At 62.5% G+C, this 26,023-nt stretch carries 24 protein-coding genes; 6 read left to right on the top strand and 18 right to left on the bottom strand.

What is annotated here, in order from left to right:
• Genes cmr4 through cas10 form a run of 4 tightly spaced genes read right to left on the bottom strand, consistent with a single transcriptional unit; the run spans position 1 to position 5,290 of the window.
• Positions 1-900, bottom strand: coding sequence for a type III-B CRISPR module RAMP protein Cmr4 (gene cmr4 / locus EKD03_RS05670; protein ID WP_129628470.1), 900 nt, complete (start codon positions 898-900; stop codon positions 1-3).
• Positions 901-903: 3 nt separating this feature from the next.
• On the bottom strand, positions 904-2,277 hold the full coding sequence (gene cmr1, locus EKD03_RS05665) for a type III-B CRISPR module RAMP protein Cmr1 (RefSeq protein ID WP_129628468.1): 1,374 nt from the start codon (positions 2,275-2,277) through the stop codon (positions 904-906).
• Entirely contained in the window at positions 2,274-3,479 is a 1,206-nt protein-coding gene (locus EKD03_RS05660; RefSeq protein WP_129628466.1) for a type III-B CRISPR module-associated Cmr3 family protein, read from the bottom strand. The genes cmr1 and EKD03_RS05660 overlap by 4 nt, the downstream gene beginning before the upstream one ends.
• Positions 3,476-5,290 (bottom strand): type III-B CRISPR-associated protein Cas10/Cmr2, encoded by a 1,815-nt coding sequence (gene cas10 / locus EKD03_RS05655; protein ID WP_129628464.1) that lies wholly within the window; start codon positions 5,288-5,290, stop codon positions 3,476-3,478. Before cas10 ends, EKD03_RS05660 begins: the two co-directional genes overlap by 4 nt.
• 23 nt (positions 5,291-5,313) lie before the next feature.
• Here cas10 and EKD03_RS19040 point away from each other — a divergent pair, with 23 nt between their 5' ends.
• The 4 genes from EKD03_RS19040 to EKD03_RS19035 are packed head-to-tail and all read left to right on the top strand — an operon-like array spanning position 5,314 to position 6,300.
• A complete protein-coding gene (locus EKD03_RS19040) occupies positions 5,314-5,463 on the top strand; it encodes a CRISPR-associated protein Csx3 (RefSeq protein WP_129628562.1) in 150 nt (49 codons plus the stop codon).
• 23 nt (positions 5,464-5,486) lie between these two features.
• Positions 5,487-5,837 (top strand): hypothetical protein, encoded by a 351-nt coding sequence (locus tag EKD03_RS05645; RefSeq protein WP_129628462.1) that lies wholly within the window; start codon positions 5,487-5,489, stop codon positions 5,835-5,837.
• The gene (locus tag EKD03_RS05640; RefSeq protein WP_129628460.1) at positions 5,834-6,037 is read left to right on the top strand and encodes a hypothetical protein; all 204 of its coding nucleotides are present in this window, start codon (positions 5,834-5,836) and stop codon (positions 6,035-6,037) included. Before EKD03_RS05645 ends, EKD03_RS05640 begins: the two co-directional genes overlap by 4 nt.
• A complete protein-coding gene (locus tag EKD03_RS19035) occupies positions 6,034-6,300 on the top strand; it encodes a ParE family toxin-like protein (protein WP_129628458.1) in 267 nt (88 codons plus the stop codon). The genes EKD03_RS05640 and EKD03_RS19035 overlap by 4 nt, the downstream gene beginning before the upstream one ends.
• Positions 6,301-6,326: 26 nt before the next feature.
• Here EKD03_RS19035 and EKD03_RS05630 read toward each other — a convergent pair whose 3' ends face one another.
• The 9 genes from EKD03_RS05630 to cobI form a co-directional block, all read right to left on the bottom strand.
• The gene (locus EKD03_RS05630) at positions 6,327-7,802 is read right to left on the bottom strand and encodes a cobyric acid synthase (RefSeq protein ID WP_129628456.1); all 1,476 of its coding nucleotides are present in this window, start codon (positions 7,800-7,802) and stop codon (positions 6,327-6,329) included.
• Positions 7,784-8,854, bottom strand: a complete 1,071-nt coding sequence (locus tag EKD03_RS05625) for a pyridoxal phosphate-dependent aminotransferase (RefSeq protein ID WP_129628454.1) — start codon at positions 8,852-8,854, stop codon at positions 7,784-7,786. The genes EKD03_RS05630 and EKD03_RS05625 overlap by 19 nt, the downstream gene beginning before the upstream one ends.
• A 169-nt stretch (positions 8,855-9,023) precedes the next feature.
• Positions 9,024-9,575, bottom strand: a complete 552-nt coding sequence (gene cobU / locus EKD03_RS05620; protein ID WP_129628452.1) for a bifunctional adenosylcobinamide kinase/adenosylcobinamide-phosphate guanylyltransferase — start codon at positions 9,573-9,575, stop codon at positions 9,024-9,026.
• Positions 9,572-10,327, bottom strand: a complete 756-nt coding sequence (gene cobS, locus EKD03_RS05615) for an adenosylcobinamide-GDP ribazoletransferase (RefSeq protein ID WP_129628450.1) — start codon at positions 10,325-10,327, stop codon at positions 9,572-9,574. Before cobS ends, cobU begins: the two co-directional genes overlap by 4 nt.
• 212 nt (positions 10,328-10,539) lie before the next feature.
• Complete coding sequence (locus EKD03_RS05610; protein WP_174842817.1) at positions 10,540-11,943, bottom strand: cobyrinic acid a,c-diamide synthase CobB; 1,404 nt, start codon at positions 11,941-11,943, stop codon at positions 10,540-10,542.
• Between the two features lie 133 nt (positions 11,944-12,076).
• Positions 12,077-13,135 carry a nicotinate-nucleotide--dimethylbenzimidazole phosphoribosyltransferase gene (cobT, locus tag EKD03_RS05605; RefSeq protein WP_129628448.1) on the bottom strand — a complete coding sequence of 353 codons (1,059 nt, stop codon included), beginning with the start codon at positions 13,133-13,135 and terminating at the stop codon, positions 12,077-12,079.
• 157 nt (positions 13,136-13,292) lie between these two features.
• Complete coding sequence (cobA, locus tag EKD03_RS05600; protein ID WP_129628446.1) at positions 13,293-14,090, bottom strand: uroporphyrinogen-III C-methyltransferase; 798 nt, start codon at positions 14,088-14,090, stop codon at positions 13,293-13,295.
• 276 nt (positions 14,091-14,366) lie between these two features.
• Positions 14,367-17,732: a precorrin-4 C(11)-methyltransferase gene (cobM, locus tag EKD03_RS05595; RefSeq protein WP_129628444.1), complete on the bottom strand. Its 3,366-nt coding sequence runs from the start codon at positions 17,730-17,732 to the stop codon at positions 14,367-14,369.
• Between the two features lie 181 nt (positions 17,733-17,913).
• A complete protein-coding gene (gene cobI, locus EKD03_RS05590; protein ID WP_129628442.1) occupies positions 17,914-18,657 on the bottom strand; it encodes a precorrin-2 C(20)-methyltransferase in 744 nt (247 codons plus the stop codon).
• Positions 18,658-18,800: 143 nt separating this feature from the next.
• On the opposite strand from cobI, the gene EKD03_RS05585 reads away from it, so the two are divergent.
• Complete coding sequence (locus EKD03_RS05585; RefSeq protein WP_238613404.1) at positions 18,801-19,313, top strand: hypothetical protein; 513 nt, start codon at positions 18,801-18,803, stop codon at positions 19,311-19,313.
• A gap of 96 nt (positions 19,314-19,409) precedes the next feature.
• Here EKD03_RS05585 and cbiE read toward each other — a convergent pair whose 3' ends face one another.
• From cbiE to EKD03_RS05570, 3 genes are all read right to left on the bottom strand, one after another.
• Positions 19,410-20,648 (bottom strand): precorrin-6y C5,15-methyltransferase (decarboxylating) subunit CbiE, encoded by a 1,239-nt coding sequence (gene cbiE, locus EKD03_RS05580; RefSeq protein WP_129628438.1) that lies wholly within the window; start codon positions 20,646-20,648, stop codon positions 19,410-19,412.
• 180 nt (positions 20,649-20,828) lie between these two features.
• Positions 20,829-21,956: a cobalt-precorrin-5B (C(1))-methyltransferase gene (locus EKD03_RS05575; protein ID WP_129628436.1), complete on the bottom strand. Its 1,128-nt coding sequence runs from the start codon at positions 21,954-21,956 to the stop codon at positions 20,829-20,831.
• A 2-nt stretch (positions 21,957-21,958) separates the two neighbouring features.
• Positions 21,959-22,606, bottom strand: coding sequence for a precorrin-8X methylmutase (locus EKD03_RS05570; RefSeq protein WP_129628434.1), 648 nt, complete (start codon positions 22,604-22,606; stop codon positions 21,959-21,961).
• A gap of 121 nt (positions 22,607-22,727) precedes the next feature.
• Here EKD03_RS05570 and EKD03_RS05565 point away from each other — a divergent pair, with 121 nt between their 5' ends.
• Positions 22,728-23,888 (top strand): RNA-guided endonuclease InsQ/TnpB family protein, encoded by a 1,161-nt coding sequence (locus tag EKD03_RS05565; protein WP_129628432.1) that lies wholly within the window; start codon positions 22,728-22,730, stop codon positions 23,886-23,888.
• Here the strand turns inward: EKD03_RS05565 and EKD03_RS05560 are convergent.
• The gene (locus EKD03_RS05560) at positions 23,871-24,734 is read right to left on the bottom strand and encodes a sirohydrochlorin chelatase (protein WP_129628430.1); all 864 of its coding nucleotides are present in this window, start codon (positions 24,732-24,734) and stop codon (positions 23,871-23,873) included. The genes EKD03_RS05565 and EKD03_RS05560 overlap by 18 nt on opposite strands.
• A 126-nt stretch (positions 24,735-24,860) precedes the next feature.
• Positions 24,861-25,787, bottom strand: a complete 927-nt coding sequence (gene cbiB, locus EKD03_RS05555) for an adenosylcobinamide-phosphate synthase CbiB (protein WP_129628428.1) — start codon at positions 25,785-25,787, stop codon at positions 24,861-24,863.
• Between the last annotated feature and the right edge of the window lie 236 nt (positions 25,788-26,023).

The following is a 26,023-nucleotide window of genomic DNA, read 5'->3' as shown; positions in this document are numbered from 1 at the left end:
TCACGCTCCCCCTAGCCGTACCCGGCACACGCCCCGCCCAACCGTGGCCTTACCGCCAAACTGCAAGCTCGGTTGGATCATCGTTTTGATCCGCTCTTCAATCGCAGCGCCATCCAGCGCCTTACGCTTAGGAGCCTGTACCGGGTTGATCAGCAGCATGCTGGAGAGGATACTCTCGGCGGGCAGCGCCTCTTCGTACCAGAGTTGCCCATTGGCAACGGTCTTGGTATCGTCCTTCAGTTTGATGCGTGCTACGACCTCGGTGGCGGTGTTGAGCAAAAAACTGAAGACCTCGTCCTGCACAACGCAGAGCCGCTCGGTGAATGTGGTGCGCCAATAGGTGGCATCGGGTTCAGGATCGGGGAAGAGCCAGATGCCGAGCTTGGTGGCCCAAGGAGCCAAATCCGTATCAACACTCGGTTGCAGATCGAGATCTTCGAGAACGACCATCTGGCGTTGCCCTTCGCGGATCACCAGACGCGCCTCACTGGCAAGTGCGCATGTCTCAGCCGGTGGGTCGGGTGGTGCGGGGAGATCGTCAATCCCGGCATCGCGGGCATCACGGGCAAAGCGGCGTAACACATAGGGCGAACTCACCCAAGCGAAGGTGCCGCCCAGGCTACGAATGGGGAGCAGCAACAGCCGCGCATCGGCAAACTGCACCGAACCGGCAAACTCGGCCGCATTGGTAGTATCGGGACCAAAGATGGCCGCAGTCTCTTCAGGCGAGAGTCCCGCACTATCGCGCAGCGTCCCCTTGATGGAAGAACCCGGCAGGTAGGGCAGTCCGGTGGCCTTCTCGCGGGCAATCGGCAGATCGATCACCCCCGAACCCTGGCCCGTCCCGGCGTGGAGTGGCGAGAGGGCGTGAATAAAGAGCAGGCGCGTGGTCGTGGTCATAACCTACACTCCTCCGTTGCGGCGTAGAAAGTTGAAGAATCCCTCCAGGACATCGGTAGGTACACTTCCAGTAGTATCACGCATGAGCGGATCAGGAAGTAATGTGCCACGATCATCAAACTCTGGAATCGAGGTAGCTTCGCCAACGGTGAGTCTCCAGCGTGCCGAACGCGAACCACGTGCCACATTGATATCTAAATCATCAGGTGGTTGTGTCCCTGCTAACCGTAGCACCAATCCTCGATAGCCGTCTGACCAAGGAATAGGTCGCAGAATAATAGGACTGGCTAGGCGTTCGATCAGTTCTGGTTCTCCATGTTGATAGATGACACCTCTGAGCAGATTCTTCCCCGCTGGATCACCACTTGCTCGATCCTTAAACTCGAACTGTATCGGTAAACCAAATGCTGCACGAGGAAAAGCCTCTACCGTACTCACATCGTGCGTGTGATCATGCACATTTCCATCGGGATCTGTAAAGTTGGCACGGGAGCGCGTGCGCCGTCGGATCTCGTCTGGCTCTGGCCAGTGGTTACGACCGGGCATAGGGCGCTGTTTACGTGTGTTAGTCTTGCGATCACGATACCAACGCGGATGTTGTGGCCGTTGTTGACGAAAGTTTTTCAGATGAGCGATCAATGTCTGCCACACCTGTATGGGATCAGGATGGAATGGGAAGAGAACGACATCGGCATACAAGTAGGGAATGTTTGGGAACCATGTACCTGTCACCTGCAAATTAGCCATACGATGCTCAATCCATTGACGCGCTGTGTGCAGATCCGACGCTGGAGGAATGAGAGGTTCTGGCGTTTCACGCGCAATAGCCCCAAAACCGCGCCGAGTACGCGCCCCAAGCCCACCGAAGGTCTCCCATGCCCAGAGCGCTGCATCAAGATCTGGCTGATACGTTGTCGGGTAGCTCAGGATGAGGCGGAAGCGTACTCCTTCACGCACCACTGCATCGGTTTTTTGGAGTGGAAACGAGACATAACCAAATGCCGAACGCATATCTGTGAGTGGTCTTCCATCAGGCGGCGTAAATGGCTTCCCCGCATCCAACACCTGCACCTCAACCTGCACCTTTGATGGGCGATCATGCTCCTTGCTACTCGCCGCGCCCCAGAGCAGATCCTCGGCATGCTTGAGAGCACTGAGATCAGCGCCAAATTGCCCACCGCGTGTAGCGCGCCACCAGAAACGCAACTGCCCGCGCACCTCGGTAGCGCGCACGGTGGAGATCGGGTCGGCTGTGCGGGGTTCAACCCCACCGCCAAAGAGCGGGGTGATCAGGCGATATTCGCGCACCTGGCGCACCATGTTCAGATCCGGCTTGGGGGCCAGATCGGGCGGATCATAAGGGGGAACTCGACTCACTGCCGCACCTCCTCTGCACACCCAGCACTGGGCCAGGCACCAATCGCCGCCAATCCGAAACCATCTCGCTGATCCTGAAGTTTGTCGCTTACCGCCTGCATCCAGGTGGCGTCAAGCCATGCCGCCACATCGGCCTGTTGCGCAAAATGAACATAGTAGACACTGCCCGCCGCTGCGAGGTGGCGCGTCTTTTTGGGTCGCCCATAGCGCCCGTTGGGGTGCTGGTAGGCCATGTCCCAGCCAGAAATGACCTGGGCGGGCGGGACGACGGCGGCCACCAGGGTGGCGGCGACTTCTCCACGTACCCACGTCAGCGGCGGGCGGTAGCCTGCGTCAAAGCAGGCGGGGGTGAGCAGCAACACCCGGCAGCAGCGCTGGCGGATGATCTGCTCGCGTAGCCCAGCAGGCCACGCCGGGAGCGCCGCGTTGGGTAACGCACTCCAGCGCATCAGCCGTCGCTCGCCACCTAGCGGTGCGACACCACCCGGAAAGTGTGGCGTAGCGGCGGCGAAGGTGGCAGCAAGGGCGAGGCGGCGCGTCTGGTGAATCTGGGGCCGTGCCGCCGGGGTAGGGGTCAACTCTAGCCCACTGGTCTGGAAGAGCGCACCTTCCTGGGCAGTCTGGGTTGTGGGCTGGATGACGACATGCATACGGGTATTGACCGCCAACTTCCTGATGCCCAGTTGGTCTGGATCTGGCTGATCGTCACGAGGAGCCTGGAGCCAGTCATCGTAGGTCTGCTTGAACCAGAACGGAGGTGCCTTGCTCCACGCTTTAAGTCGCTCATACTGGGCAGGCAGCACCGGGCGCAGCCCATCGGGCATGGCGATGGTGCTACCCGACGGCAGATCACGCGGGGCCAACCAGCGGCGCAGGGTGTGGGAACCATCCTGAAGCAGCAGCGCATCGGCAGGTGCGGGGAAGAGCCAGTCACAGATCGTCGCATCCTCGGTTTCATGTAGTTGCACGAGCAGCGGGCCACGCACTGCATAGTCCAGCACCGCATTACTCTGGGTGCGATCAAAGGAGCCATCGGCCAACAGACCAGCCTTGTGGCGCAACGCGCCCGCAATCGTGGCCGGGAACGGGAAGGGCAGCGTGCGGGCGCGTGCCCCAGGGGTAGGACCAAACGGACGCCCATCACGGACAATCAGTGGGTCACGCGGCTCGATCAGCCAGAGATGCTCTGCATGCTCACTCAAACGGGTGCTCCTTTCTCGGCCAGGAGTGTTCCTCGCGCCCGCGCTATCTCACGGGCCACAATCAATTCGTCAGCAAGCTGATCAATCCCCCGCACCGGGCGACCATCTTTGAGGTTGCCCGATTCTGCGGCCAAGGCCGTGGTGAGCAGAGCCAGATCATCCGATGCGATGCGCTGCGTCCCACGAGCGCCGCGTTTGCGCTGCAAGATCCGTCCGGCCTCGGCAACCAACGCCGTAGGTGGCAGCGTCGCCCCGACCCGCTCATCGAGCGAGCGCAGTTCATAGGCCACACCATCGGGGATGGCATCCTGCTGAAAGCGATCAATCAGCAACTGAAGTCGGGTCACAAATGGGCTATCCCAGCCGCCGCTGATGGTCGTATCAACCCCAGCGCGCTTACTCAATATGATCGCTAGGCCGTTCTTACCCATCCGCGCCTTGGCTAGATCTTCGGCTTCGTGCACCAGTCTGAGCGCATCGGTCAACGGCTCAAGGTGGTGGCAGATCGCAATCCCAACCGAAAGAGTAGCGCCAAAGGCTTGCATCTTTTCAGCATACGAAGCATGCAACGCCGTCGCACAATCAATCACACTATCGAGCGGGACAAAGGCCAGCAGATCATCACCACCGGCATAGACCAAAGCCCCGCGATACAGATCAGGATCTTCCACAATCCCGCGCACACCCGCCGCAAACGCATCAAGCGCGAGACCGAGTTGGCGCTGCTGCTCCAGGTCGGGTTGCCGATCAATCACCTCGCCCATACTATCGCCATCGGCCATCAGGATGGCATAGTAGGGTTCGGGTTGATCATCTACGCTGGCGTGCAGATAGGTAGCCAACGCTGCCTGCGCATTGCTCAGGGCTTGGCCATCCAACTCTTCGGCTAAACGGCTAGCGAAGAGGATACTGGCATCGTAGTCGTTCAGCGTGACTGGCGAGCTAAAGCGCGGATCAAGTTTGAGCATGTTCAGGCGGCGGTTCCCGGCCTGTAACGCATAGGCCGCCCGCAACGCTTGCAGGTAGGCATCCAGACCCTGGCGCACATCCAAACCCGCCGTATGCGCACGCCAGAGCATGGGTAGCGCGGCAAAGTGGGAGGTACTAGGGAAATCGGCCTGCTCATCACGGGCGCGGTAGTGGCGCTTAAAGAGATCAACCCCAGAGAGGCGTTCGGCGGGGCCAGCGCCATACAGCGCCAAGAGTCGCTCGGTTTTGTTGGCGAAGGGGGCTGGATCATAGTCAGCATCAAACTCACGATCATCAATCACCGACTCGCGGCGGCCATCAATCGAGGATTTCGGCACCTCTAAGGCCCAACTCGGTTGGTGGAAGGTGCGCGTATACTTGCGCGCCATCATGGCAGCATCGAGATGCCGACGGGTTTGCGGCACATCATCAAGCAGCGGCACCGCCACCCAAACGATCTCGATCAGATCGGCCATCTGCGCTTCTGCCCGCTGCCGATAGCTGGGATCATCCGGCCAGGTAATACGTTGCCGATTGTCGAAGACGGTACTCATCCACTGTTTTAGTTCAGCCCGTACCCGCTCTTCTACCTGCGTACCAACTTCATGGGGATCAGCCCCATCTGCCAACCGCGCCACAATGCGATTCACCACATCATGCGTATTAAGGTCATCCTGGGCGGGGAAGATCAGGGTCGCCTGATGTTCCTGGCGCAGCGCGAGGGCGGCACGCCGCGCCAGGCTACTCAACAGCATCGAACCGGCCCAAAGATCGCGTGTCCGGCGGGCAGCGGCAATAAACTCCTGCACCGGGCCAATGCTCAACAAAAAGAGATGCTGCATACAACTCCTTAGGTATGGCGTAGATCTTCAGATACCTCCACCCACATGCGGCCTGGATCGCATGTTACCAACCCCAGCTCCGTGCTGCGGTTGTCATCGCCTCGCAGACTACCCAATTCTCGCTTGGGTTTATGGTGCCAGATGACGATTTCTCTGATCAGAAGAGAGTATAGCATATGAGGAGAGATCCAACATTGTGGATCTCTCCTTGCCATGCCCTTTGTGCTACAATGTATTCAATCGCCGCTTTTCGCTGAAAGGGTTTGTTATGGAAGAACCGAAACTTTTTGTGCTTACTCTTCTAGCTGTACGCGCTAACATAGAAGATACCTCACCTACAGGTGAAGCAGGTGCAAGTACTATGCTATTGGTTCAGAACTCATCTGCCTCCGCAGAATCTGAGGGATGGAAGAATGTATATGAGAAATACCCTCAATCTGAGGGTTGGTTTGAACATCAGGTGACTGTGTTTGAACTACCCTATAGTATTGAAACAGATGGTTATCAAGTAGAGTATCATATTCATAAATCAGGAGGTGTGTCGTGATTTATGCTGGACAGGCACATATTCGATCAGTGAATTTCAAACCAACGATGCAATTAGTAGCTAAAGAAGAATTAGATTCGGAGCAGCGTTGGTCTGAATCGTTTGCTAGATCACAGGATGCTTTAATGAAGCTTGCTGAGAGAGCACGCCAGAATTATCTTGCAGGGAAAACCGAATTGTTAGACCCTGATAAATTGTGAAATCTCGCATCGACTCTGATTTTCGTGCAGCTTTTGCTTGTCTTCCTGCTGCCGTGCGTCAACAAGCACGCACGGCATATCGGTTATTCATTGCTAATCCGAATCATCCTAGCCTACATTTTAAATCAATAGCTCCTTCTGTCTATTCAGTACGAATTGGGATTCACTACCGTGCTCTAGGAGTGCGGGTGAAAAATGATGAGATCGTATGGTTTTGGATAGGCTCGCATGCTGAATACGATAAGTTGATTAAGCAGTTATAAAGGTTTGGCAGACTTCATGGGTAGATCTAAGTGACCCCCAACAACCTCTCAACCCCCGCCGCCCCCAATGCCTCCTCAACGGTGTCGGCGAGGCGCTCGTAGGGGTCAATCGGGTTACTGCTGGGGCTGTGCGGTTGCCAGCCGAGTTGCTGGAGCCATGCGTGGCGGAAGGTGGCGCTGGTGAAGAGGCCGTGGATGTAACAGCCCCAGATGCGGCCATCTTGGGTGTGGCAGCCGTCGGCGATGTTGGTGGCGGTGTCGCCACGTTGGGTGATCTGGGCTACCGGCGCACCCGCTGCACTGCGGATGTGGCTGCGTCCGGCGTGGATCTCGTAGCCGCGTAGCGGCGTTCCCTGCGCCCAGGGCATGGTCGCCTGCGCTGCAACTTCAACCGTCTCTTTGGTATGCTCGAAGATGGTGGCGACGGGGAGTAGCCCTAACCCCGCTTCGGCTCCGCCCCCACCTTCAACCCCTAGTGGGTCGCTGATCGTTTCGCCCAGTAGTTGGTAGCCACCACAGATGCCGACGACCGCGCCGGGGAAGGTGCTGAGTGCCGCGTCAAAGCCGCGCTCGTGGAGCCAGCGCCGCGCCGCCAGGGTGTGTTTGGTGCCGGGGATGATCACTGCTGCCGCCCCGCTCAGTTGATCGGGTCGCTCGACATAACGTACTTCTACCCCTGGCTCGCGGGCGAGGGGGTCGAAGTCGTCGAAGTTGGCGATGGCGGGCAGTTGGATGACCGCGATCAGCGTCTCGCCGCTGGCAGCGCGTGGCCCGCGCTCCAAGGCTACTGCGTCCTCTTCGGCCAGGCCGAGATCGGTGATCCAAGGCACCACCCCCAACACCGGCAGGCCGCTGCGCTGCTCCAGGATCTCCACGCCGTCGGTGAAGAGTGCCGGGTCGCCGCGAAAGCGGTTGACCAGCAAGCCGACCACGAGCGCCCGCTCTTCGGGATCGAGCAGCATGAGCGTGCCGAGGAGTTGGGCGAAGATCCCCCCGGCGTCAATGTCGCCCACCAGCACGGTGCGCGCCTGTGCGTAGGTGGCCACCCGCGCATTCACGATGTCGCGTGGCTTCAGGTTCAGCTCCACCGGGCTGCCCGCACCTTCGGCAATGACCAGATCATACTCGTTGCGTAGTGCATCTAGGTTGCGGGTGACGATCTCCCAGAGCGCGTCTTTGCGCTGCCAGTAGTCGTGGGCCTCCATGCTGCGCCACGGGTGGCCCTCGACAATGATCTGGCTGCGGCGGTAGCCTTCGGGTTTGATCAGTACCGGGTTCATCTGCACGGTGGGGCGGATGCGGGCGGCCTCGGCCTGTACGATGGTGCTGCGGCCTATCTCACCGCCGCCGACGGCGATGCCGGCATTGTTGCTCATGTTCTGGGCTTTGAAGGGCGCAACACGCAGCCCGCGCCGCACGGCAATGCGGCACAGTGCGGCAACCAGGGTACTCTTGCCCACCGATGAGGCGGTGCCGAGAACCATTATGACTGGGGCGGGCATAGGATCTCCTTCCACACGCGCAGAAGCGTCTGGTTCTCATCAGGGTGGCGCGGGGCAATCCGCACCCAGGCGGGTAGGCCGAAGGATGTCGCGTCGCGGACGACGCAGCCACGCCGCAGCAGCGCCATCCGGGTGGTGGTGGCGTCGCCACTGCGCACGAGCATAAAGGGCAGTGCGGTGCGGTGGACGGCAAAGCCCAACGCGGCGAGACCGTGGTAGAGTTGGTCGCTACTGGCCCAGAGTTGGCTCATGGTGATCGGCAGAAAATCGCTATCGCTTAGGGCCGCCGCGCCCGCTGCCAGTGCGGCGCTATTCACGCTCCATGTCGGTTGCAGGCGCGCAATCTGGCTGATGACGCCCTCGGTGCCGATCAGGTAGCCCAGGCGCAACCCGGCGATGGCGTAGCTCTTGGTGAGCGAGTAGAGGCGTAATAGCCCCGCTGGGGCATGATCGAGTGGCTCGCGCAGGGGGTAGGTGGCCTGCACAAACCCGGCATAGGCGCGATCTACCACCAGCATGCCGCCGTTTGCTTCACAGCATTCGCAGAGTGTGATGATCTGGGCGGGAGTCAGATCTATCCCGGTGGGATTGTTCGGTACACACAGCCATGTCAGCCGTGGGCGCAGGGCGCGGATCTGGCGCTCGATGGCTTCTATATGCAGGTTGAAGTGGGCTTCTTCACTGGCCCGCCATTCTTCCACTATCGCTCCGGCCAACTGGCTGGCGTGGGTATACTCGCCAAAGGTTGGCCCGATCACCAATACTGTATCACCGAAACTGAGTAGGGCACGGGCGATCAGGTGGATGAGTTCGTTGCCGCCATTGCCTACCAGGATCTGGGCCGGGGCACAGCTATGGCGCAGGGCGAGGCTGGTGCGCAGGTGGTAGCAACTGCGATCTGGGTAGGGAGCCGGATCGAGGGCGGCCAGGGCAGCGCGGACCCCTGCGGGTGGGCCAAAGGGGTTGAGGTTACTGCTGAAGTCAATCAGCGTTTCGGCGGCGATGCCCCAGTGGGCCAGTTCGGCATGGTCAAGCGCTCCGTGGACGATCATTCAATGCTCCTCTGTACCTGTACAGCAGCCGCATATTGACGCAAAGGCGCAACGACGCAAAGCTTTTGCTTGGGGGTAACTATTCACACTTGGGGTAAAAGAAACCTCGTTTTGACGCAAAGGGTTGTTGCAGGCTTTGCGCCTTGGCGTCTTGGCGTCAAAACCGGGATTACGCTTCTTTGGCCCACGCAGCCGCGAGAGCCTTGATCTCTATCGGTATTCCACTCACCACCAGATAGACCGCATCAGCAGCGGCGGCCACCTGCTGGTTGGCGCGCCCCAGTACGTCGCGGTAGATCCGGCCCAGTGGGTAGGCGGGGACAATCCCCATGCCGACCTCGTTGGTGACGATGATCAGGTGCAGGGCGCGGGTCTGGGCCACAGCCAGGATCGCGTTCACCTCGGCCACAATCGCTGGCTCCGGGTCGGCTTCGTGGGCCAGCAGCAGGTTGGTGACCAGGAGCGAGAGGCAGTCGAGCAGCACCACCGCGCCCATCGGTACCGCTTCAAGCGCCTGCGCAACGTTCAATGGGGCTTCGATGGTGGGCCAGGTGGCCGGGCGGCGCTGCTGGTGGTGGGCGATGCGCTCTTGCATCTCGGCATCACGCGCCTCGGCTGTGGCCACATAGATGATCGGTTCGCCCAGACGCCGGGCGTACTGTTCCGCATGGGCGCTCTTGCCACTGCGCGCCCCGCCGGTAAAGAGAGTGATGCTACTCATAGGAATATTCGCAGACTGATAACCGCTAACGCCACCACTTCGCTCAGTTCACACAATGCCCCATAGGTGTCGCCGGTGAGGCCACCCAGCGCCCGTGTCCACCATGTGGCCAACAGATGCGCCACGCCAGTCACGGCGAGGACTGCGAGCAGGCCGGGTAGCCCGGCGGCGAGGCCCGCAATCAGCAAGGCGCTGCCCGCCGCCACCACGAGGGTGATCGGGCTGGCTTGGGCGCGGGCGCTCTGGCCGAGGCCATCGGCGCGCGCACTGGGGAAACGCACGATACCATAGATCATCGCCCAGCGACCCAGCACCGGGGCGATCAGGACGGCGGGCCACCACATGGCCCCGGCAGCCAGCAGGAAACTCACCTTTAATAGTACCACTGCTGCGAGGGCTAGTGCGCCCATCGCCCCGATCCGGCTATCACGCATGATCTCTAGTTTGCGCTCACGCGGACGCCAACTCATCACGCCATCGAAGGTGTCGCTCAGGCCATCGAGGTGTAAGCCAGAGGTGAGGATGACCCAGAGCACCACGATCAGGGCGGTGGGTACCGGGCTGAGCCAGAGCAGGTTCGCACCTGCGCCGGTGGCCACCAGCAACCCGCCGATGACCAGCCCTGCGAGGGGGAAGAAGGGCAATGCGGCGGCAAAGCTACCCTCCGCCGAGGGCGGCAGCCATGGTTGGGGCAGAATAGTCAGGAAGCGCAGCGCTTCGCCGAGGCTACGCAATGGGTTAGAGATACGCACGGTGGGGTTCCTTTATGATGGTGAACGATGGGGTTCCCCTGTAGGGGCGAAGCATCGCCCCGCAAGGAGCCGGGGAACACGAACAGGATTGGCGGGCGATGCTTCGCCCCTACGGGATGATCGGGATGATCGGGGTTCCCCTGTAGGGGCGAAGCATCGCCCCGCAAGGATGCCGGGGAACACGAACAGGATTGGCGGGCGATGCTTCGCCCCTACGGGATGATCGGGATGATCGGGATGATTGATGCTGCCTGCACAAACCGTTCCACCATCTGCGGGGCGGCCAGGAAGTGCAGATGGATGTAGGAGGCCAGAACATTGCCGATTTGGGTACCCTCATTGCTCGCCTCTGGGCGCATAGCATCGGGTTGGCGCGTGTAGAGCCACGCCGTCTCCGGCGGGCGCTCGGCCCAAACCGAGTAGTGGAACTCGTGGCCGCGCATCGTCTCGCCCGCCCGCCAGAGCCAACTATCGGCCAGCGCCGTGACGGTGCGGTAGCCCAGCGTCAGCCGCCCGCTCATGGCCGAGTGGCCGGGCAGCACGCCTACCATCGGGAAGCTGCGCCCCGCCTCATCCTGCACCGCCTGAGTCAGATACATCAGCCCGCCACATTCGGCATAGATCGGCATGTTCTGCTGTGCAGCTTGACGTAACGCATTGAGCATGGCATGGTTGCCACTCAATGTCTCGGCATAGAGTTCGGGGAAGCCGCCACACAGATAGATCGCCCCGGTCGCCTCTGGGAGAACCTGGTCATGCATGGGGCTGAAGAAGGCCAACTTGGCCCCAGCCGCTTCGAGCAACTCCAGATTCTCCGGGTAGATAAAACTGAAGGCTTCGTCGCGGGCGATGGCGATGGTGGGGTTGGTGCGAGCGATTGGCGCGGGCGCAGTGGGGAGCGGTGCAGGTTCGGGCATGACCTCGGCGGCGCGTGCCAGTTCGAGCAAGCGATCCAGATCGATCCCGGCTTCGACACGGCTGCGCACCTGGGCGATCCACTCCGCCCAACGCCCCGGCTCGGCGGTGGGCACGAGACCCAAATGGCGTTCGGGTAGATTGAGCAGCGCCTCGCGGGTCAGTGCGCCAACCACGGGCAACCCGACGCTTTGCTCAATCGCCTGCTGCACCATCTGAATATGGCGGGCACTCCCGGCATTATTGAGGATCACCCCCACCACCTTGACCTGCGGGTCGAAGCTGCGCAGCCCGTGGATCAGCGCCGCTGCCGTGCGCGCCATCGAGGCGATACTCAGCACCACCACCACGGGCGTGTTAGTCAGACGGGCAATATGGGCACTACTGCCGGTATCATCATCCCCGGCATAGCCATCGAAGAGGCCCATCACCCCCTCGATCAGTGCCACATCGGCCCCGGCGGCGCGGCGGGCCAGGATCGTCGGGATGTGCGCGGGCGGCACCATCCAGGCATCGAGGTTGGCGCATGGGCGACCGGCAGCCAGCGCGTGGTAGGTAGGATCAATATAGTCGGGGCCACACTTGAACGGGGCCACCTGAAGGCCGCGTGCCGCCAGCGCGGCGATCACCCCGGCGGTGATGGTGGTCTTACCACTGCCGCTCATCGGGGCGGCGAGCATGAGGCGCGGGAGGTTAGGCATGGGAGAACTCCTGGGTGCTCTAAAAGTGTGGTATGTACAAAGTTCCAAAATCATCAGTCGCCCCTCACCCCCCTAGCCCCCCTCTCCCGTTCGCTGCGCGAACAGGCGAGGGGGGAATAGGCCAGGAGATACCTCAAGATAGTACCCCCCTCGCCTGTGGGCGAAGCCCACGGGAGAGGGGCTGGGGGTGAGGGCCATCCAGTGGCGAAGTGTCAAATTCGTTAGAACCATGTCCTACCAGTGTACACGCTACTTGACACAGCGGGATCGCCAAGGCGGCTCCGCTGGCCTCACCCAGCCGCATCTGCATGTCGAAGAGCGGGGGGCTGCCGATGCGCTCGAAGACGGCGGCGTGGCCGCGTTCGACCGAACGATGCGTGGCGATCAGGTAGGGTTGAATGGCCGGGGCCAGATTGAGCGCCACCAACGCGGCAGCCCCGGCGATCACGCCATCAACCAGCACTGGGACGCGCTGCGCCGCAGCCCCCAGCATCAACCCCGCCATCCCACCAATATCGAAGCCCCCCACGGAGGCCAGAACCCCCAGGCCATCGGCTGGATCGGGGCGGTGCAGGGCCAGCGCGGCTTCGATCAGCGCCACCTTGCGTTCCCACCCGGCCTCATCAATGCCCGTGCCGCGCCCGGTGACACTGGCCACCGGCAGCCCACACAGCCCGGCAATCACCGCGCTGGCGGCGGTGGTGTTGCCGATGCCCTTTTCGCCGGGTGCGATCAGATCGGCCCCCGCCGCGATCAGTTCGCTGGCGATGTCCATTCCCACCTCCACGGCGCACCATGCCTGCTCGCGGCTCATCGCTGGCTCGCGGGTCATGTCGCGGGTGCCGGGGGCGATCTTGTGCTGGCGCAGTCCGCGTAGATCGCGCAGGTCAGCATCCACCCCGACATCCACCACCACCAACTCGGCGTTGGCGTGGCGCGCCAGGACGCTACTGGCTGCCCCGCCGCGCAGCACGTTGCGCACCATCTGCGCCGTGACCGCCTGGGGAAAGGCGCTCACTCCGTGGCGGGCAACCCCGTGGTCTGCCGCCATAATCACCATAACTGGGCGTTCGATGCGCGGGCTGGGCGTGCCGCGTATGGCCGCGATCTGAGCACCTAACTCCGCTAAGCGTCCGAGTGCCCCCGATGGGGCTTCGGGGGCGGTGAGTTGGGGGATGAAAGGGATTTGCATACTATCGGTTGCTCTCCGTTTGACGCAAAGACGCCAAGGCGCAAAGCCTGCAAGTTAGAATTCAATCAAAACCTCTGCATCTTTGCGTCTTTGCGTCTTTGCGTCTTTGCGTTAAAACATGTATCCTCTCTGCGCCTTTGCGTCAAAATAGACTTCTTCAAAGCTCACGCTGCTCAATCTGCTCAAACGCCTCAAACCCCTCCTCAACCAGACTCGGCACAAACCACTCCAGCGCCGCACCCAGCCCGACCACCTCGCCAATGATCAGGATGGCCGGAGTGGGTAGATTGGCCGCGTGCAGCGCAGCGGGCAGATCGGCCAGGGTGGCCCGCACCACCCGCTGTTCGCGGGTCGTAGCGCGGCTGATCACCGCCGCCGGGGTGCTGGCCGCCCGCCCCGCCGCGATCAGTGTCGTACAGACCAGATCAACCCGGTGTAGCCCCATCAATACGATCAGGGTGGGAATGTGCGCCAGCGCGTTCCATTCGGTGTTGCTGTCGGCTTTGCCAGGAGCCTCGTGGCCGGTTACGACCGCAAAGGCGGTCGAGTAGCCCCGGCTGGTGACGGGGATACCCGCGTAGGCAGGGGCGGCCAGCGCCGATGAGACCCCCGGTACGATCTCGAACTCCAACCCGGCAGCGGCCAGGGCTTGGGCCTCTTCAGCCACATGCCCGAAGACGCTCGGATCGCCGCCTTTGAGCCGCGCTACGTGGTGTCCGGCACGGACATATTCGACCAGCAGATCGGTAATGGTGTCTTGCTCCAGTTTATGCCGGTCGTGGGCTTTGCCGACAAAGACCTGGATGGCATTGGGCCGCGCTTGGGCCACCAGTTGCGGGGCCACGAGCCAGTCGTAGAGTACCACATCGGCTTGGCGCAGCAGGTTCAGCCCGCGCACCGTGATCAGGTCGGGGCGGCCTGGGCCAGCCCCGATGAGATAGGCTTTACCGCTCAAGGTTTGTCTCCTTGTTACTGTAACTCCGAGATTCCGATTTTGACGCAAAGACGCCAAGGCGCAAAGTTTTGTTAGTGCGAAAAAGCCCTGGGAAAACTGCAATGCGGCGCGGTGGCTGAGCTTGTCGAAGCCAAGCTTGTCGAAGCCAAGCTTGTCGAAGCCATGCGGCGCATCCCAGATGTTTTCGCTGACAAAGGATTCGATTGGAACCTCTAGTGAAAACTTTGCGTCTTTGCGCCTTTGCGTCAACAAAATACTTCTGTTTCCCCCACACAGCTACTGGTTATCAGCCATCAGCCAGCGCGCAATCGCGTCGCGCAGCGCAGCGGCACGCGCCGGACTGCTGCCACTCGTACTGACGGCAACCGTCAGGCCCGCGCTACGGTGCAGGGCGGGCAGGTGGAAGTTGCCCTCACTGGGGGCATCGGCCACATTACACAGCACCCCACGCTCCGCCGCCTCGTGCGCCACCATGGCGTTCACCGCACGCTGATTGGTGCATGCGAAGGCCAAGCGTGCCGCTTCCAGATCACCCGCCTGGAAGGGCCGCGCCTCCCACTCAATCTGGCCCGCTGCGGCCCAGGCTTGGAGTTGCGCACTCGCCAGCGGGCTGATCAGCCGCACCGCTGCGCCTGCTGCCAACAACCCACGCACCTTGCGCTCCCCCACCGCCCCGCCCCCCACGACGGTAACGGCCACCCCCTGCATCCCGGTCAGAACGATGGGGTATTCGGGCACACGGGTGGGCGCATCACGATGCGCCCCTACGGGCGGGTCTTGGGCCACGGGCGCATTGTGATGCGCCCCTACGGATGGGTCTTGGGCCACGGGCACATCATGTGGTATCCCTCCCTCGCCTGTTCGCGCAGCGAACGGGAGAGGGGGGCTAGGGGGGTGAGGGCCAACGTCCATCCTCCCTCCCGCCGCATAGCCGCGTGGCGTCACCACATGGCCCCCGGCGATGTAGCTACGGCTGTTGCCGATCAGCACCACGGTGAACATGTCGGCCAGTGTCGGATCAGCCTCGGACAGCGTCGTCACCACCATACGCTCATCGGGGCGCGCCACGTTGGTGGCGAAGATGACCGGGGTATTCGCGTTGCGCTGGGTACGCAGAATGTCTAGTGCCACCCCTAGCTGCCAGTGGCGATCCTGCGAACGTGGGTTGTAGAGCGCCACCACCAGATCGCCGTTAGCCGCCGCCGCCAACCGGCGCTCGATCAGATCCCAGGGCGTGAGTAGGTCACTCAGGCTGATCACACAGAAATCGTGGCTGATGGCTGCCCCCATGCGCGCCGCTGCCGCCTGGAAGGCGCTGATACCGGGGAGGACGCGCACCTGCGGCGTCTGGCCATCCCAACCACGCGCCTGCAACCCCTCAAAGACCGGCCCGGCCATCGCGTAGATGCCAATGTCGCCACTACTCACCAGTGCTACCCGCCGCCCGGCCTCAGCCGCCTCAATCGCCTGCATGGCCCGTTCCACCTCGGTCTTCATGCCCGATGCGATCACCGTCTGTTGGGGCGTCAGCAAGCCCTGGATCGACTCGATATAACCCTGATAACCCACCACCACCTCGGCCTCACGCAGCGCCGCGTGGGCCGCCAGCGTCATCTGCTGGGGGTCGCCCGGCCCCAAACTGACCAGCGTCAGGTGGCCGGAAGGGCGCGGTTGGCACAACGCCACCGCCAGCGTGCAGCGCTCGAAACGCTGCTTGGGGACGAGCAGTTCACCGCCCGCTACCAGCAGTGCGGCTGGTTCGGCCACGCCGATCAGATCGAGGTGTTCACTGGCCGCACTGGGACTGAAGTCGCTGGGGTTGAGGTGCGCCATCTGCGCCGCCGTCACGATCTCCAAGCGTAGCCCCAGCCCCTCGGCCAACGCGATCAGCCCGGCTTCCTGCGCCTTCTGCTCCACCGTTGCCAGCGCCGCTAGGTTGGCCCGGCTCAACCCCGCCGCGTCCAACCCACTCAGCAGCGCGGCCTCCAGTTCGGCACGCGGCACCCCGCGCCGACAGCCCATCCCCACCACCAGCAGGGGCAGGTTGTAGCGCACGCCCTTGCTGGCCAGTTGCGGCCAGAGATCGGCGTGCGCCATGTGGCTCACCAGCACCCCCGCCCGGTAGCGTGCATCCAACAACTGCGCCGGGTCATCCACAAAGGTGAGATCGGGACACGCGGCCAGCCAGGTCTCCAACAGTTGGCGCTGCGCGTGCAGGGCGGGATGCACATAACAGCCCAGCGCTTCACCATTCACCAGGCACCCCATGGTGTGGGTGAGCGCCGAAGCCGGATCAACCCGCCAGCCCTGCTCCTGACCGAGCAGATCGAGCGCAGGCAAGCCCTGGGTGTCACTGGCCGTGGTGATCGCCGCGTGGCCGCCGGTGAGATGCGCGATCTGCCGAGCCAGCGCGTTGGCCCCGGCGCGATGCCCGCCCAGCAGCGGAATGACCGAGTTGCCCGCCTCATCCAGACAGATCACCGCCGGGTCGCTGCTTTTATGGCCGAGCAGCGGCGCACAGGCGCGCACGGCAATTCCCGCCGCCATCACCAATACTAAGGTGCGCCCCGGCTGCCACTGCTGCGCGATCAACGCCGCCACTGGCCCCTCATAATGCTGCGTGTCGCCCAGCGCGAAGCGACGTGGCACCCACGCCTCCCCGCCCAACCCCTGGGCAAGCTCGTGGGCCAACTGGCTGCCACGCCGACTCACCGCGATGATGAGGGGGGGGGTAGCGCCCAGCGACTGAAGTCGCGGGCTAACCTCACGAAGCCCGCCTACGCGGGCTGGGGTTAGCCCGCGTAGGCGGGCTTTGTAGTACCTAGCCGGGGGCTTCAGCCCCACGGCGAAGGTACCTGACACCTCCGCCACACCCCGCCGATAGCCGTGGCTAAAGTTGGGGTCGTAGAGACGGCTGGCCGGACTCGTCAGCGCCGGGTCGAGTGCCGCCCCGACCATAATCAGTGCGTGGCGCGTGAACCCGGCCTGCCGCACTGCCTCGGCAATGTCGGCCAGGGTGCCGCGCACCACCTGTTCATCGGGCCAACTCACCCGGTAGACCACTGCTGCCGGGGTGGTGGGCGTATAGCCACCACTAGCAAGCAGCCCTTCGACCACCTGCTCGATCTGATCCACACTCAGATAGAGCACCAACGACGCACCGTGCGCCGCAAGGCCACCTAGCCCCTCGCGGGGCGGTACGGGTGTGCGCCCCGCGCTGCGGCTCAGAATGAGCGTCTGAGTCACCTCCGGGATGGTCAGTTCCACACCTAAGCGCGCCGCTGCTGCAAAGGCAGCACTCACCCCCGGCACAACCGCGTAGGCCACATTGCGTTCGCGCAACAGCCGCATCTGCTCGTGGATCGCCCCATAGAGCGCCGGGTCGCCGGTGTGGACCCGCGCCACCACACCACCCGATAGAGCCACTTCAGTCATCAGATCAACAATCTGGCCCAAGTGAAGATCGGCAGAACCAACAATCCTCGCCCCCGGTTTCTGCGCCAAACCGGCCACACTCGCCTGCACCAGACTATCCGCATACAGCACCAGATCGGCCTGCTCAATGATCGTCCGCCCGCGCACCGTTATCAGATCGGGCGCACCTGGCCCGGCACCCACAAAATAGACCATTCCGGCACTCATGAAACACTCTCCCGCATAGCTACGTTTCCTAAAATTCAGATGTTGACGCAAAGGCTGTGCTTGGGGTAAAAGAAACCTCGTGTTGACGCAAGGATGCAAAGGTTTTATTGCAGGCTTTGCGCCTTTGCGTCTTTGCGTCAAAAAAGGCTCCGCATAGGAGTAGACAACTCGCTTACCCCAATCATGAAGAGTCCCGCGTGCGGCGCACGATCAATAAGGATAAGTAAGGGGCTTCATAGTCGCGCAGGCTGGCCAGATCGCGCACCACGCGCTCTTCGGGCATACCGATGCGCTCGGCATAGACCGCCTGATCGAGCAGATTCATCGCGCTCAGCGTGGCGATGATCGCGGGCAAATGACGCCCCACCTTCATCAGAATCAGCGTATGGAAAGCGGTGAACAAGCCACGCAACTCCTCCGCATCTTCCGGGGCAGGCAGGATGGCCACACGTTCATTCCCGCTACTGAGCGGCAACGCCACCTGTGCCGCCGTCGCCGCAAACGACGTAACCCCCGGAATGATCGTCACCGCGAGGCCGGGTTCGGCGTGTAGCAGCGCGTTGCGCAGATTGGTGAAGGTGCCATAGAGCAGCGGATCGCCCAACAAGAGGTAGACTGCCCGCACCGGCGTGTGCGGATGCGCCTGCACACACTCCAGGATCTCACGCGCTGTCTCCTGATAGGCAGCGCTCGCCAAGGCCGGATCGCGCTCCATCGGGATCGTCAGCGGGACAACCTGCTGGCGGGTCGGGTCAATCCAGGGCTGCGCAATCCGCAACGCCCGGCTCGCCTCATCGGGGCGGGTACGCGGCGTAAAGATCAGATCCGCCGCCTGAATGGCACGGATACCCTTCATCGTCACCAACTCCGGGTCGCCGGGGCCAAGCCCGACTACGGTGAGGTGGTAGGTTGATTCTTCAAGCATAGATGCTTATACTTTCTGGTATGGTGCAATCACAAACAACAACCTCAACGCCCCGTCTCGCCACCCAATTTCTGCGTCTGGCTCTGCGTCGAGCCGCCCGTGGCACGGGGTCGCAGCGCATCTTCTATGAACAGAGGAGTGCTATGCAGCCAGTACCAGATCTGCACGTCGTGCTTGGATCGCTGCGCTGGGTGCTTGTGGGCGGGTTGGCGCTGCGTGCCTATATGCCGGAGCGTGCCACGCTCGATGTTGCCATCCTCATGCATGCCGATGATGCGTATACTGCGCGTCAAGCCTTCCTCAAGGCCGGGTATTCGTTCCAAGGTGATCTGAGTATTGGTGGCTTTACGGTGCAATTGGCGCATGAGCCTCCTATTGATGTGCTTACCCGTAACGATCCGTGGCTGGACATGGTGTTGCGGCAGCCAGTTCGTGATCCGGCTAATATGCCGGTCTTAGCGCGTCCATATCTCATTCTGCTCAAGTTGCAAGCTGGGCGAACCCAGGATTTGGCCGATATTCAGCGTCTCCTTGCGCTCACCCCACCCACAGAGCGCCAACAGGTGCGTCAGGTGGTGGAGCAATTCAGCCCTGAGTTCCTCGAAGATTTTGATGCCCTGATCACACTGGCAGATCTGGAATTTGGGGTGTCGTAACGACGCAACATCTTGCGTCTCTACGACGCAACATCTTGCGTCTCTACGACGCAACATCTTGCGTCTCTACGACGCAACATCTTGCGTCTCTACCCCCTACATTCGCCACGTCAACAAGAAAACAGGATTCTGCGCCTCTAGGCGCACCATCCCCAAGATCGGCGCAGCCACACTCACCTGCACCTGCGTCAGCCGCGCATCGGGCAGGCTCGTGCGGGCGGTATGCAGATTCTCCAGGGTGACGAGAGCCAGCACCAGCCGCCCGCCGGGGCGCAGGCGTTGGCGCACCAGATCGAGCAGTTCGGGCAGCCAACCGCCACTCCCACCAATAAAGACCATATCGGGATCGGGGAGATCGGCGCACACTCCGGGTGCGGTACCCTCGATCAGATGCACATTTGAACACGGGAAGCGGCGCAGATTCTCGCGGATGTGCTCACACATCATCGCCCGCCGCTCCACCGCATAGACCGTGACTGCCGCTTGCCAACGCGCCGCCTCGATACTCACCGCCCCGCTGCCCGCCCCCAGATCCCAGAAGATCTCGCCCGCTTGGGGTGCCAGTTCGGCCAAACTGAGCAGCCGAATCTCGCGCTGGGTCAGCAACCCCCCACTGGTCGAGATGGCCTTATCGGGGATGCCGGGATGGGTTGGTACCTCCTCGCATGGCATTGGGACAGCCCCGGCCAAACGCTGGCCCTCCGGCTCCTCGTTCCAGATCACCAGCACATTCAGCGGCGCGAAGCTTGCGCCCGCGATCTCCCCCAGGCTGCCCCGCACAATCCGCTGCTCCGGCTCACCCAGGTTCTCGCACACCGCACACGGGCGCTGCGGCGACATCCCGGCATCCAGTAACGCTTGCGCGATCACCCCCGGCGTATGCTGGTCATCGGTGAGGATGCCCGCTTTACTACTCAAACAGACCGCCCGCACCACATCGCGGGTGGGTCGCCCGTGGGCACTGAGCAGGGCGGCGTCGTGCCATGGTTCACCCAGCGCGGCGAAGGCGAGTTGATAGGCGCTCGGTGCGGGCACGATCTCCAACACCTCGGCACTGAAGCTCCGCCGCAGACTGGCTCCGATGCCGTAACAGAGCGGATCGCCCGATGCCAGCACGACCGCTCGCAGCCCGGTCTCGTAGGCATGGCGTAGCCGTTGCTCAAGCACGGCTAACCCCTGGCGCATACTCAAGCACTCGCCACTAAAATCGGGGAAGTAGCCCAAATGGCGCTCACCACCCACCAGCAGATCCGCCGCCAACACCCGCTGGATCTGCGCCTCAGGCAGACTCGCCCGCCCCGCCCCGGTAATTCCGAGAACTACGATCTTGTGCATGCGCTTTTTCCTGTCACCGTAACCATTTACACATTGAATGGCCCTCACCCCCAACCCCTCTCCCGTGGGCTGCGCCCACAGGAGAGGGGGGCACATTCCTGTGTAGCCCGGAGCATATTCCCCCCTCTCCTGTTCGCGTAGCGAACGGGAGAGGGGGGCTAGGGGGGTGAGGGCCAAATCCTACCCCTCTACCCGCACCAGCGCGGTACCATCAAAATCCACCAAGATCACCTCCAGGCGCGGATGCCCACCGAGCCGCTCGACATAACGCCGCGATTGCGCCAACGCCAGCCGGGTCAGGTGTTCCAGCGGAGCCAGCGTGCCATACTCCTGGCACAGTTCGAGCATGTGACGGCTGGTGTTCGCGGCTGCCACCGCCGCCACCAACCCCTCTGGCGCACCCGCCTCGCGGCAGACCTGGGACAGAAAGGCGAGATCTACCGGGTTGCCCGCAACGTGCGTCACCATCCGCCCCTGGGCTGTCTTGGCGATGCGGCTGATCATGGCCACCAGCGCCACCTCCGGGACACGCTGGGACACACAGGTGCGCAGCGCCGCCCCGGTAAAGATACTGATTTCCACACATGCCAGATCGGGCAGGTGCGGGAAGAGCCGCTTGGCCGCCTCCGCCGAGCGCCCGCCGGTGGCCAGCACCACCTTCGCGACGCTGTGGTAGGCCGCCAACTCGACCGCCTGCACCACACTCGCCCGCCACGCGGCGGTGCTGTAGGGATGCACCTTGCCACTCGTGCCCAGGATGCTGATCCCACCGATGATGCCCAGGCGCGGATTGAGGGTGCGTTCTGCCAGTGCCGCCCCGTCGGCGACACTGATCAGCACCTCTAGCCCATGCAGATCGAGGTAGCGCGGATCATGGAGAACCTGCAACACCGCATCCGCCACGTTGGCGCGGATCTGCTGGCGCGGCACCGGATTGATCGCCGCGCTCCCCACCGCCAACCCCAGGCCAGGCAGTGTCACCCGGCCCACCCCGCTACCGCCCTCGATATGCACACCGGGCGTCGCACACCTGCGCACATAGGCCGAAATCCGCGCCCCGTGGGTCACATCGGGGTCATCGCCACCATCCTTGATCAGCGTACAGACCGCCGTGTCACCCGCAAACCAGCACGCCAGTGGCAGCATGCGGGTCGTTTCGCCGGTGGGCAATCGCACGACCACATCAGTAGGCCACGCCCCACCGAGTAAGGCCAGCGTCGCCAACTTGGCCGCCGCCGCCGCAGTCGTACCAGTGGTGTAGCCCGTGCGCATACCGCGCCGGTCACGTGGGGGGATAGGAATCTCCATACTTACAACTCGTCATTCCCTGCGCCAACCGCCAAGCGCAAGAGCGCATTCACCGCCGCTGCCGCAATCGTCGAGCCACCCTTACGGCCCAGCGTCACCAGCCACGGCACCTGAGTCACCTGAGCCAAGGCGGCTTTACTCTCGGCTGCACCGACAAAGCCCACCGGCACCCCGATCACCAATGCCGGGCGGGCACCGGCCTCCACGAGTTCAATGATCGCTTCGAGCGCAGTCGGCGCATTGCCTATCGCCACGATACTGCCATCGAGCAACCCACGCTCAGCCGCGAGGCGCATACTCTGGGCACTGCGCGTCCCACCTTGGGCCGCCGCCACGTCACGAACTGCCGGGTCATCAATGAAGCAGTGCAGACTGCCGCCAAGTTTGGCCAGCCGTTGCGCACTAATCCCCACCCGTACCATGTGGACATCGGTGATCACCGCGCAACCCGCTTGCAGCGCGGCTACCCCGGCCTCAATCGCACCGGGGCTGATCTGCACCAGTTCAGCAAACTCAAAGTCGGCGGTAGTATGAATGATCCGCTCCACCACCGCTGCCAGCGGCGGTGCAAAGGCCAGCCCGCGCTCAGCGAGGCTACGCCGGATGATCTGGAACGACTCGGACGCGATGGCGTGGGGGTGTAGGCTCATAGGTGACTTGCCTTTAGGCGCGGAAACCCGGCAGTTTTAGTGCCGGGAGGAGCGCACTGCTTTAGCCCGCTTTCGTACATACATACATGCACGGGCGTTCGGATTGTGCTATACTTGTTTTATGACGCAGACGCTCTCCACACGTACCGTATGCTGCAAGCTGTCGCTTGACGCTGACGCTGTAACCGCCATTCGGGCCACGGCTGAGGCATTCAACGCGGCGGCAACCTACTGTGCCTCGGTCGCGTGGGAGGAGCACATTATCAACAAGAACAAGCTGCACCATGTGGTCTACGGCTCCACCCGCGTCAATTACGGGCTGGGGGCACAACTGGCCTGTTGCGCCAGGGATAAGGCGGCTGAAGCCGTGCGAGCAGCGCGGGCAAAAGACCACGCTACCTGTCCGACGTTCAAGCCGGACAGCGCGATCCGCTACGATGCCCGCACCTACCGCCTGATGAGCCTTGATCGCGTGAGTCTCAATACGCTGACCGGGCGTGTGGTTGGTCACATGGTTCTCGGTGCGTTTCAGCGGCGTTACCTGTACGACACGAGTTGGAAGGTGGGTGGTGCGGAACTGGTGCAGCGTGACGGGCAGTTTTACCTGCACATGACGCAGACCAAAGCCAGTCCGAAGCCCGATGAGCCAACCGGCTTCCTGGGCGTTGACTTGGGCATCGTGAACCTGGCTGCCGATAGCGAGGGCGAGACGTACAGCGGGGCGGATGTCCAGCGGGTACGCGAGCGCCGGTTCCAGCACCGCCAGCGGCTCCAAACCGCCAACACGCGCCGCGCCCGCTGGCGGCTCCGCAAGAACGCACGAAAAGAGTCGCGATTCCAGCGGGATGTCAACCACTGCATCAGCAAGGCGTTGGTGCAGAAGGCACGCACGGCCCGTAAGGCACTCGCCGTCGAGGATCTGACGAAGATCCGCGAGCGAGTCACGGTTCGACGGGCGCAGCGCCGTGCGCGTCACTCGTGGGCCTTTCGACAACTTCGGAGCTTTCTTGCGTACAAAGCGGCTCAGGCTGGGGTGGTGTTGGTCGCGGTTGACCCGCGCAATACCTCCCGTACCTGTGCGGTATGTGGTTACTGTGAGAAAGCGAACCGACCCGATCGGTCCCATTTCCGTTGCCTCTCGTGCGGCCATACGGCTGCCGCTGACACGAACGCTGCCGTGAATATCGCCTCCAGGGCCGCCAGTCAGACGGCCTACTGTGCTGCGTCGCCTTCGGGCGAAGGAGCGAGCACAAGCCCACCAGTTTTAGCGGTGGGTATCTGACAGGTGGCTCTCTCCATGGTGATGATGATGATGGTGGTGGTGATGCTCGTCATCCTCGTGCTGATGGCGATACGAACAGAGATCGCAGGTCATCGCCGCCGCCCCGGCGACACACTCCTGGTAACGTTGCACCACCGCCTCCAGCAACCCCGCGTGGGGGAAGAGGTGCTGCGCCACCACAACCTCGATCTGCGGGTACTGCTGCTGCGCGGCGTGGGCTTGGGCAGCAATATCATCACGCACAAACCCCGCGAAGAGGATATACGGCAGCACAATCACCCGGTGTGCGCCGAGTTGCACACAGCGCGTTATTCCCTGGCCCACATTCGGAGCCACCACGAGTTGGTAGGCATATTCGACCATACCATACTCCTGCTGCTCATAGAGCATCCGCGCCAGCCGCGCCAACTCGGCATTACTCTGGGTATCCTTACTGCCTCGCCCTACCAGCAACACGGCCGTCTCGGCATGCCCAACCGGCTGCGAACATTGTTCCAGCACCGCAGCCGCCCGATCTGCCAGCGCGTCCACCAGCCGCTGATGCGGCCCCACCGGGGTACCATAGCGCACCTGCACATGCGGATGTTCGCGCTGAGCCGCCGCCAACAACCCCGGCACATCGCGCTTCTGGTGCCGACCCGGCCCCAGAAAGAGCGGCAACGCCACAATCTCCTGCGCCCCCGCAGCCACACACAGATCAAACCCAGCCCCAATCGAAGGCTCGGCCAACTCAAGAAAACATGGCTGGGTTGGCACACCTAACGCCGTCTGCAATTGCTCTGCAAACGCCAAAAACTCCGCATTCCCCGCCGTATCGGGGCTACCATGACCGATGAGAAGAAGCATAACTATATCCTAGCATTCAGGTTTTAACGCCAAGCCGCCAAGGCGCAAAGTCTTCAATAGAAGCCCCATCAAAACCTTTGCGCCTTTGCGTCAATATGAGGTCTCTTCTACCCCAAGTGTGAACAGTTACCCTTCGCGCCTTCGCGTCTTCGCGTGAGAAACACCACATACTGCTACACTCAACCCAAAGATCCCCACCGCCACCCGCGCCATCCAGCGCGCCTCCGCGATCAGCGCCGCATCCGCCACCCGCGCCCCATCACCCAACACATACACATCGCGCTTGGTGAGGGTCGTATTGAGCGCCCCGGCCATCGCCGCCATCGGCCAACCCGCATTGGGCGAGGCGGTGCAGCCATGATCGCGCCACGCCACCTGCATCGCCGCCCGTCCGCGCCCGTGGCGTACCTGTGCCGCCAACCCAATCAGCAGCGCCGTCAGGCGTGCCGGAGCCACATTGAAGAGATCATCCAGGCGCGCCGCCGCCTTCCCCAGATACTCATACTGCTCGTTGCGGTAGCCCCACATCGCATCGGCAGTGTTACTCAGGCGGTAGGCCACCAAGCCCCCCAACCCACCCGCCAAATAGGCCAACGCCGGAGCCACCAGACTATCCGAGAGGTTCTCAGCCAGCGACTCTATCGCCGCCCCCGCCACCTCCTCCGCCGTCAAGTTACTGGTATCGCGGCTCACCAGATGCCAACTCAACAAGCGCCGCGCCTCCACCAGATCACCCGCAGCCAGCGCAGCCTGCACCGCCCCGACCGCCCGATCCAGCCCGCGATAGGCCAGCAGGGTGCTGGCGAGACCCGCTTGGAGCAGCGGATGGGGCGGAACCTGGCGGGCCAGCGCAGCCATACCACTCGCCCCCACCCCCACCCAGATCGCGCCCCACCCCAGGCGTGCCCGTATACCCTGCGGAGCGAGCCGTTCCCCCAGGCGCATCCAGTTCCCCAGCAACACGACCGGGTGCCACTGGTTGGGCGGATCACCGAGGAGGAGATCGGTTCCTAGGGCTAGGAGGAGCGCCTTGCTGCGATTTTCTATACTCATGAAATCTTCCTGTGTCTTACCGCAGAGGACGGAGAGGGACGCAGAGGATCTAATCTAGGAACCCCTCTGCGTCCCTCTGTGTCCTCAGCGGTGAAAATACCCACCGAATGATCTACCGCAGAGGACGGAGAGGGACGCAGAGGATCGGCAAAGAAAACTCCTCTGCGCACCTCGGCATCCTCAGCGGTGAAAATACCCACCGAATGATCTACCGCAGAGGACGGAGAGGGACGCAG

The sequence above is a fragment of the Candidatus Oscillochloris fontis genome (assembly GCF_004138135.1).
Taxonomy (GTDB): domain Bacteria; phylum Chloroflexota; class Chloroflexia; order Chloroflexales; family Chloroflexaceae; genus Oscillochloris; species Oscillochloris fontis.
Note: the sequence above shows the minus strand (reverse complement) of the source record. Positions and strands in the feature narration are given on the sequence as shown.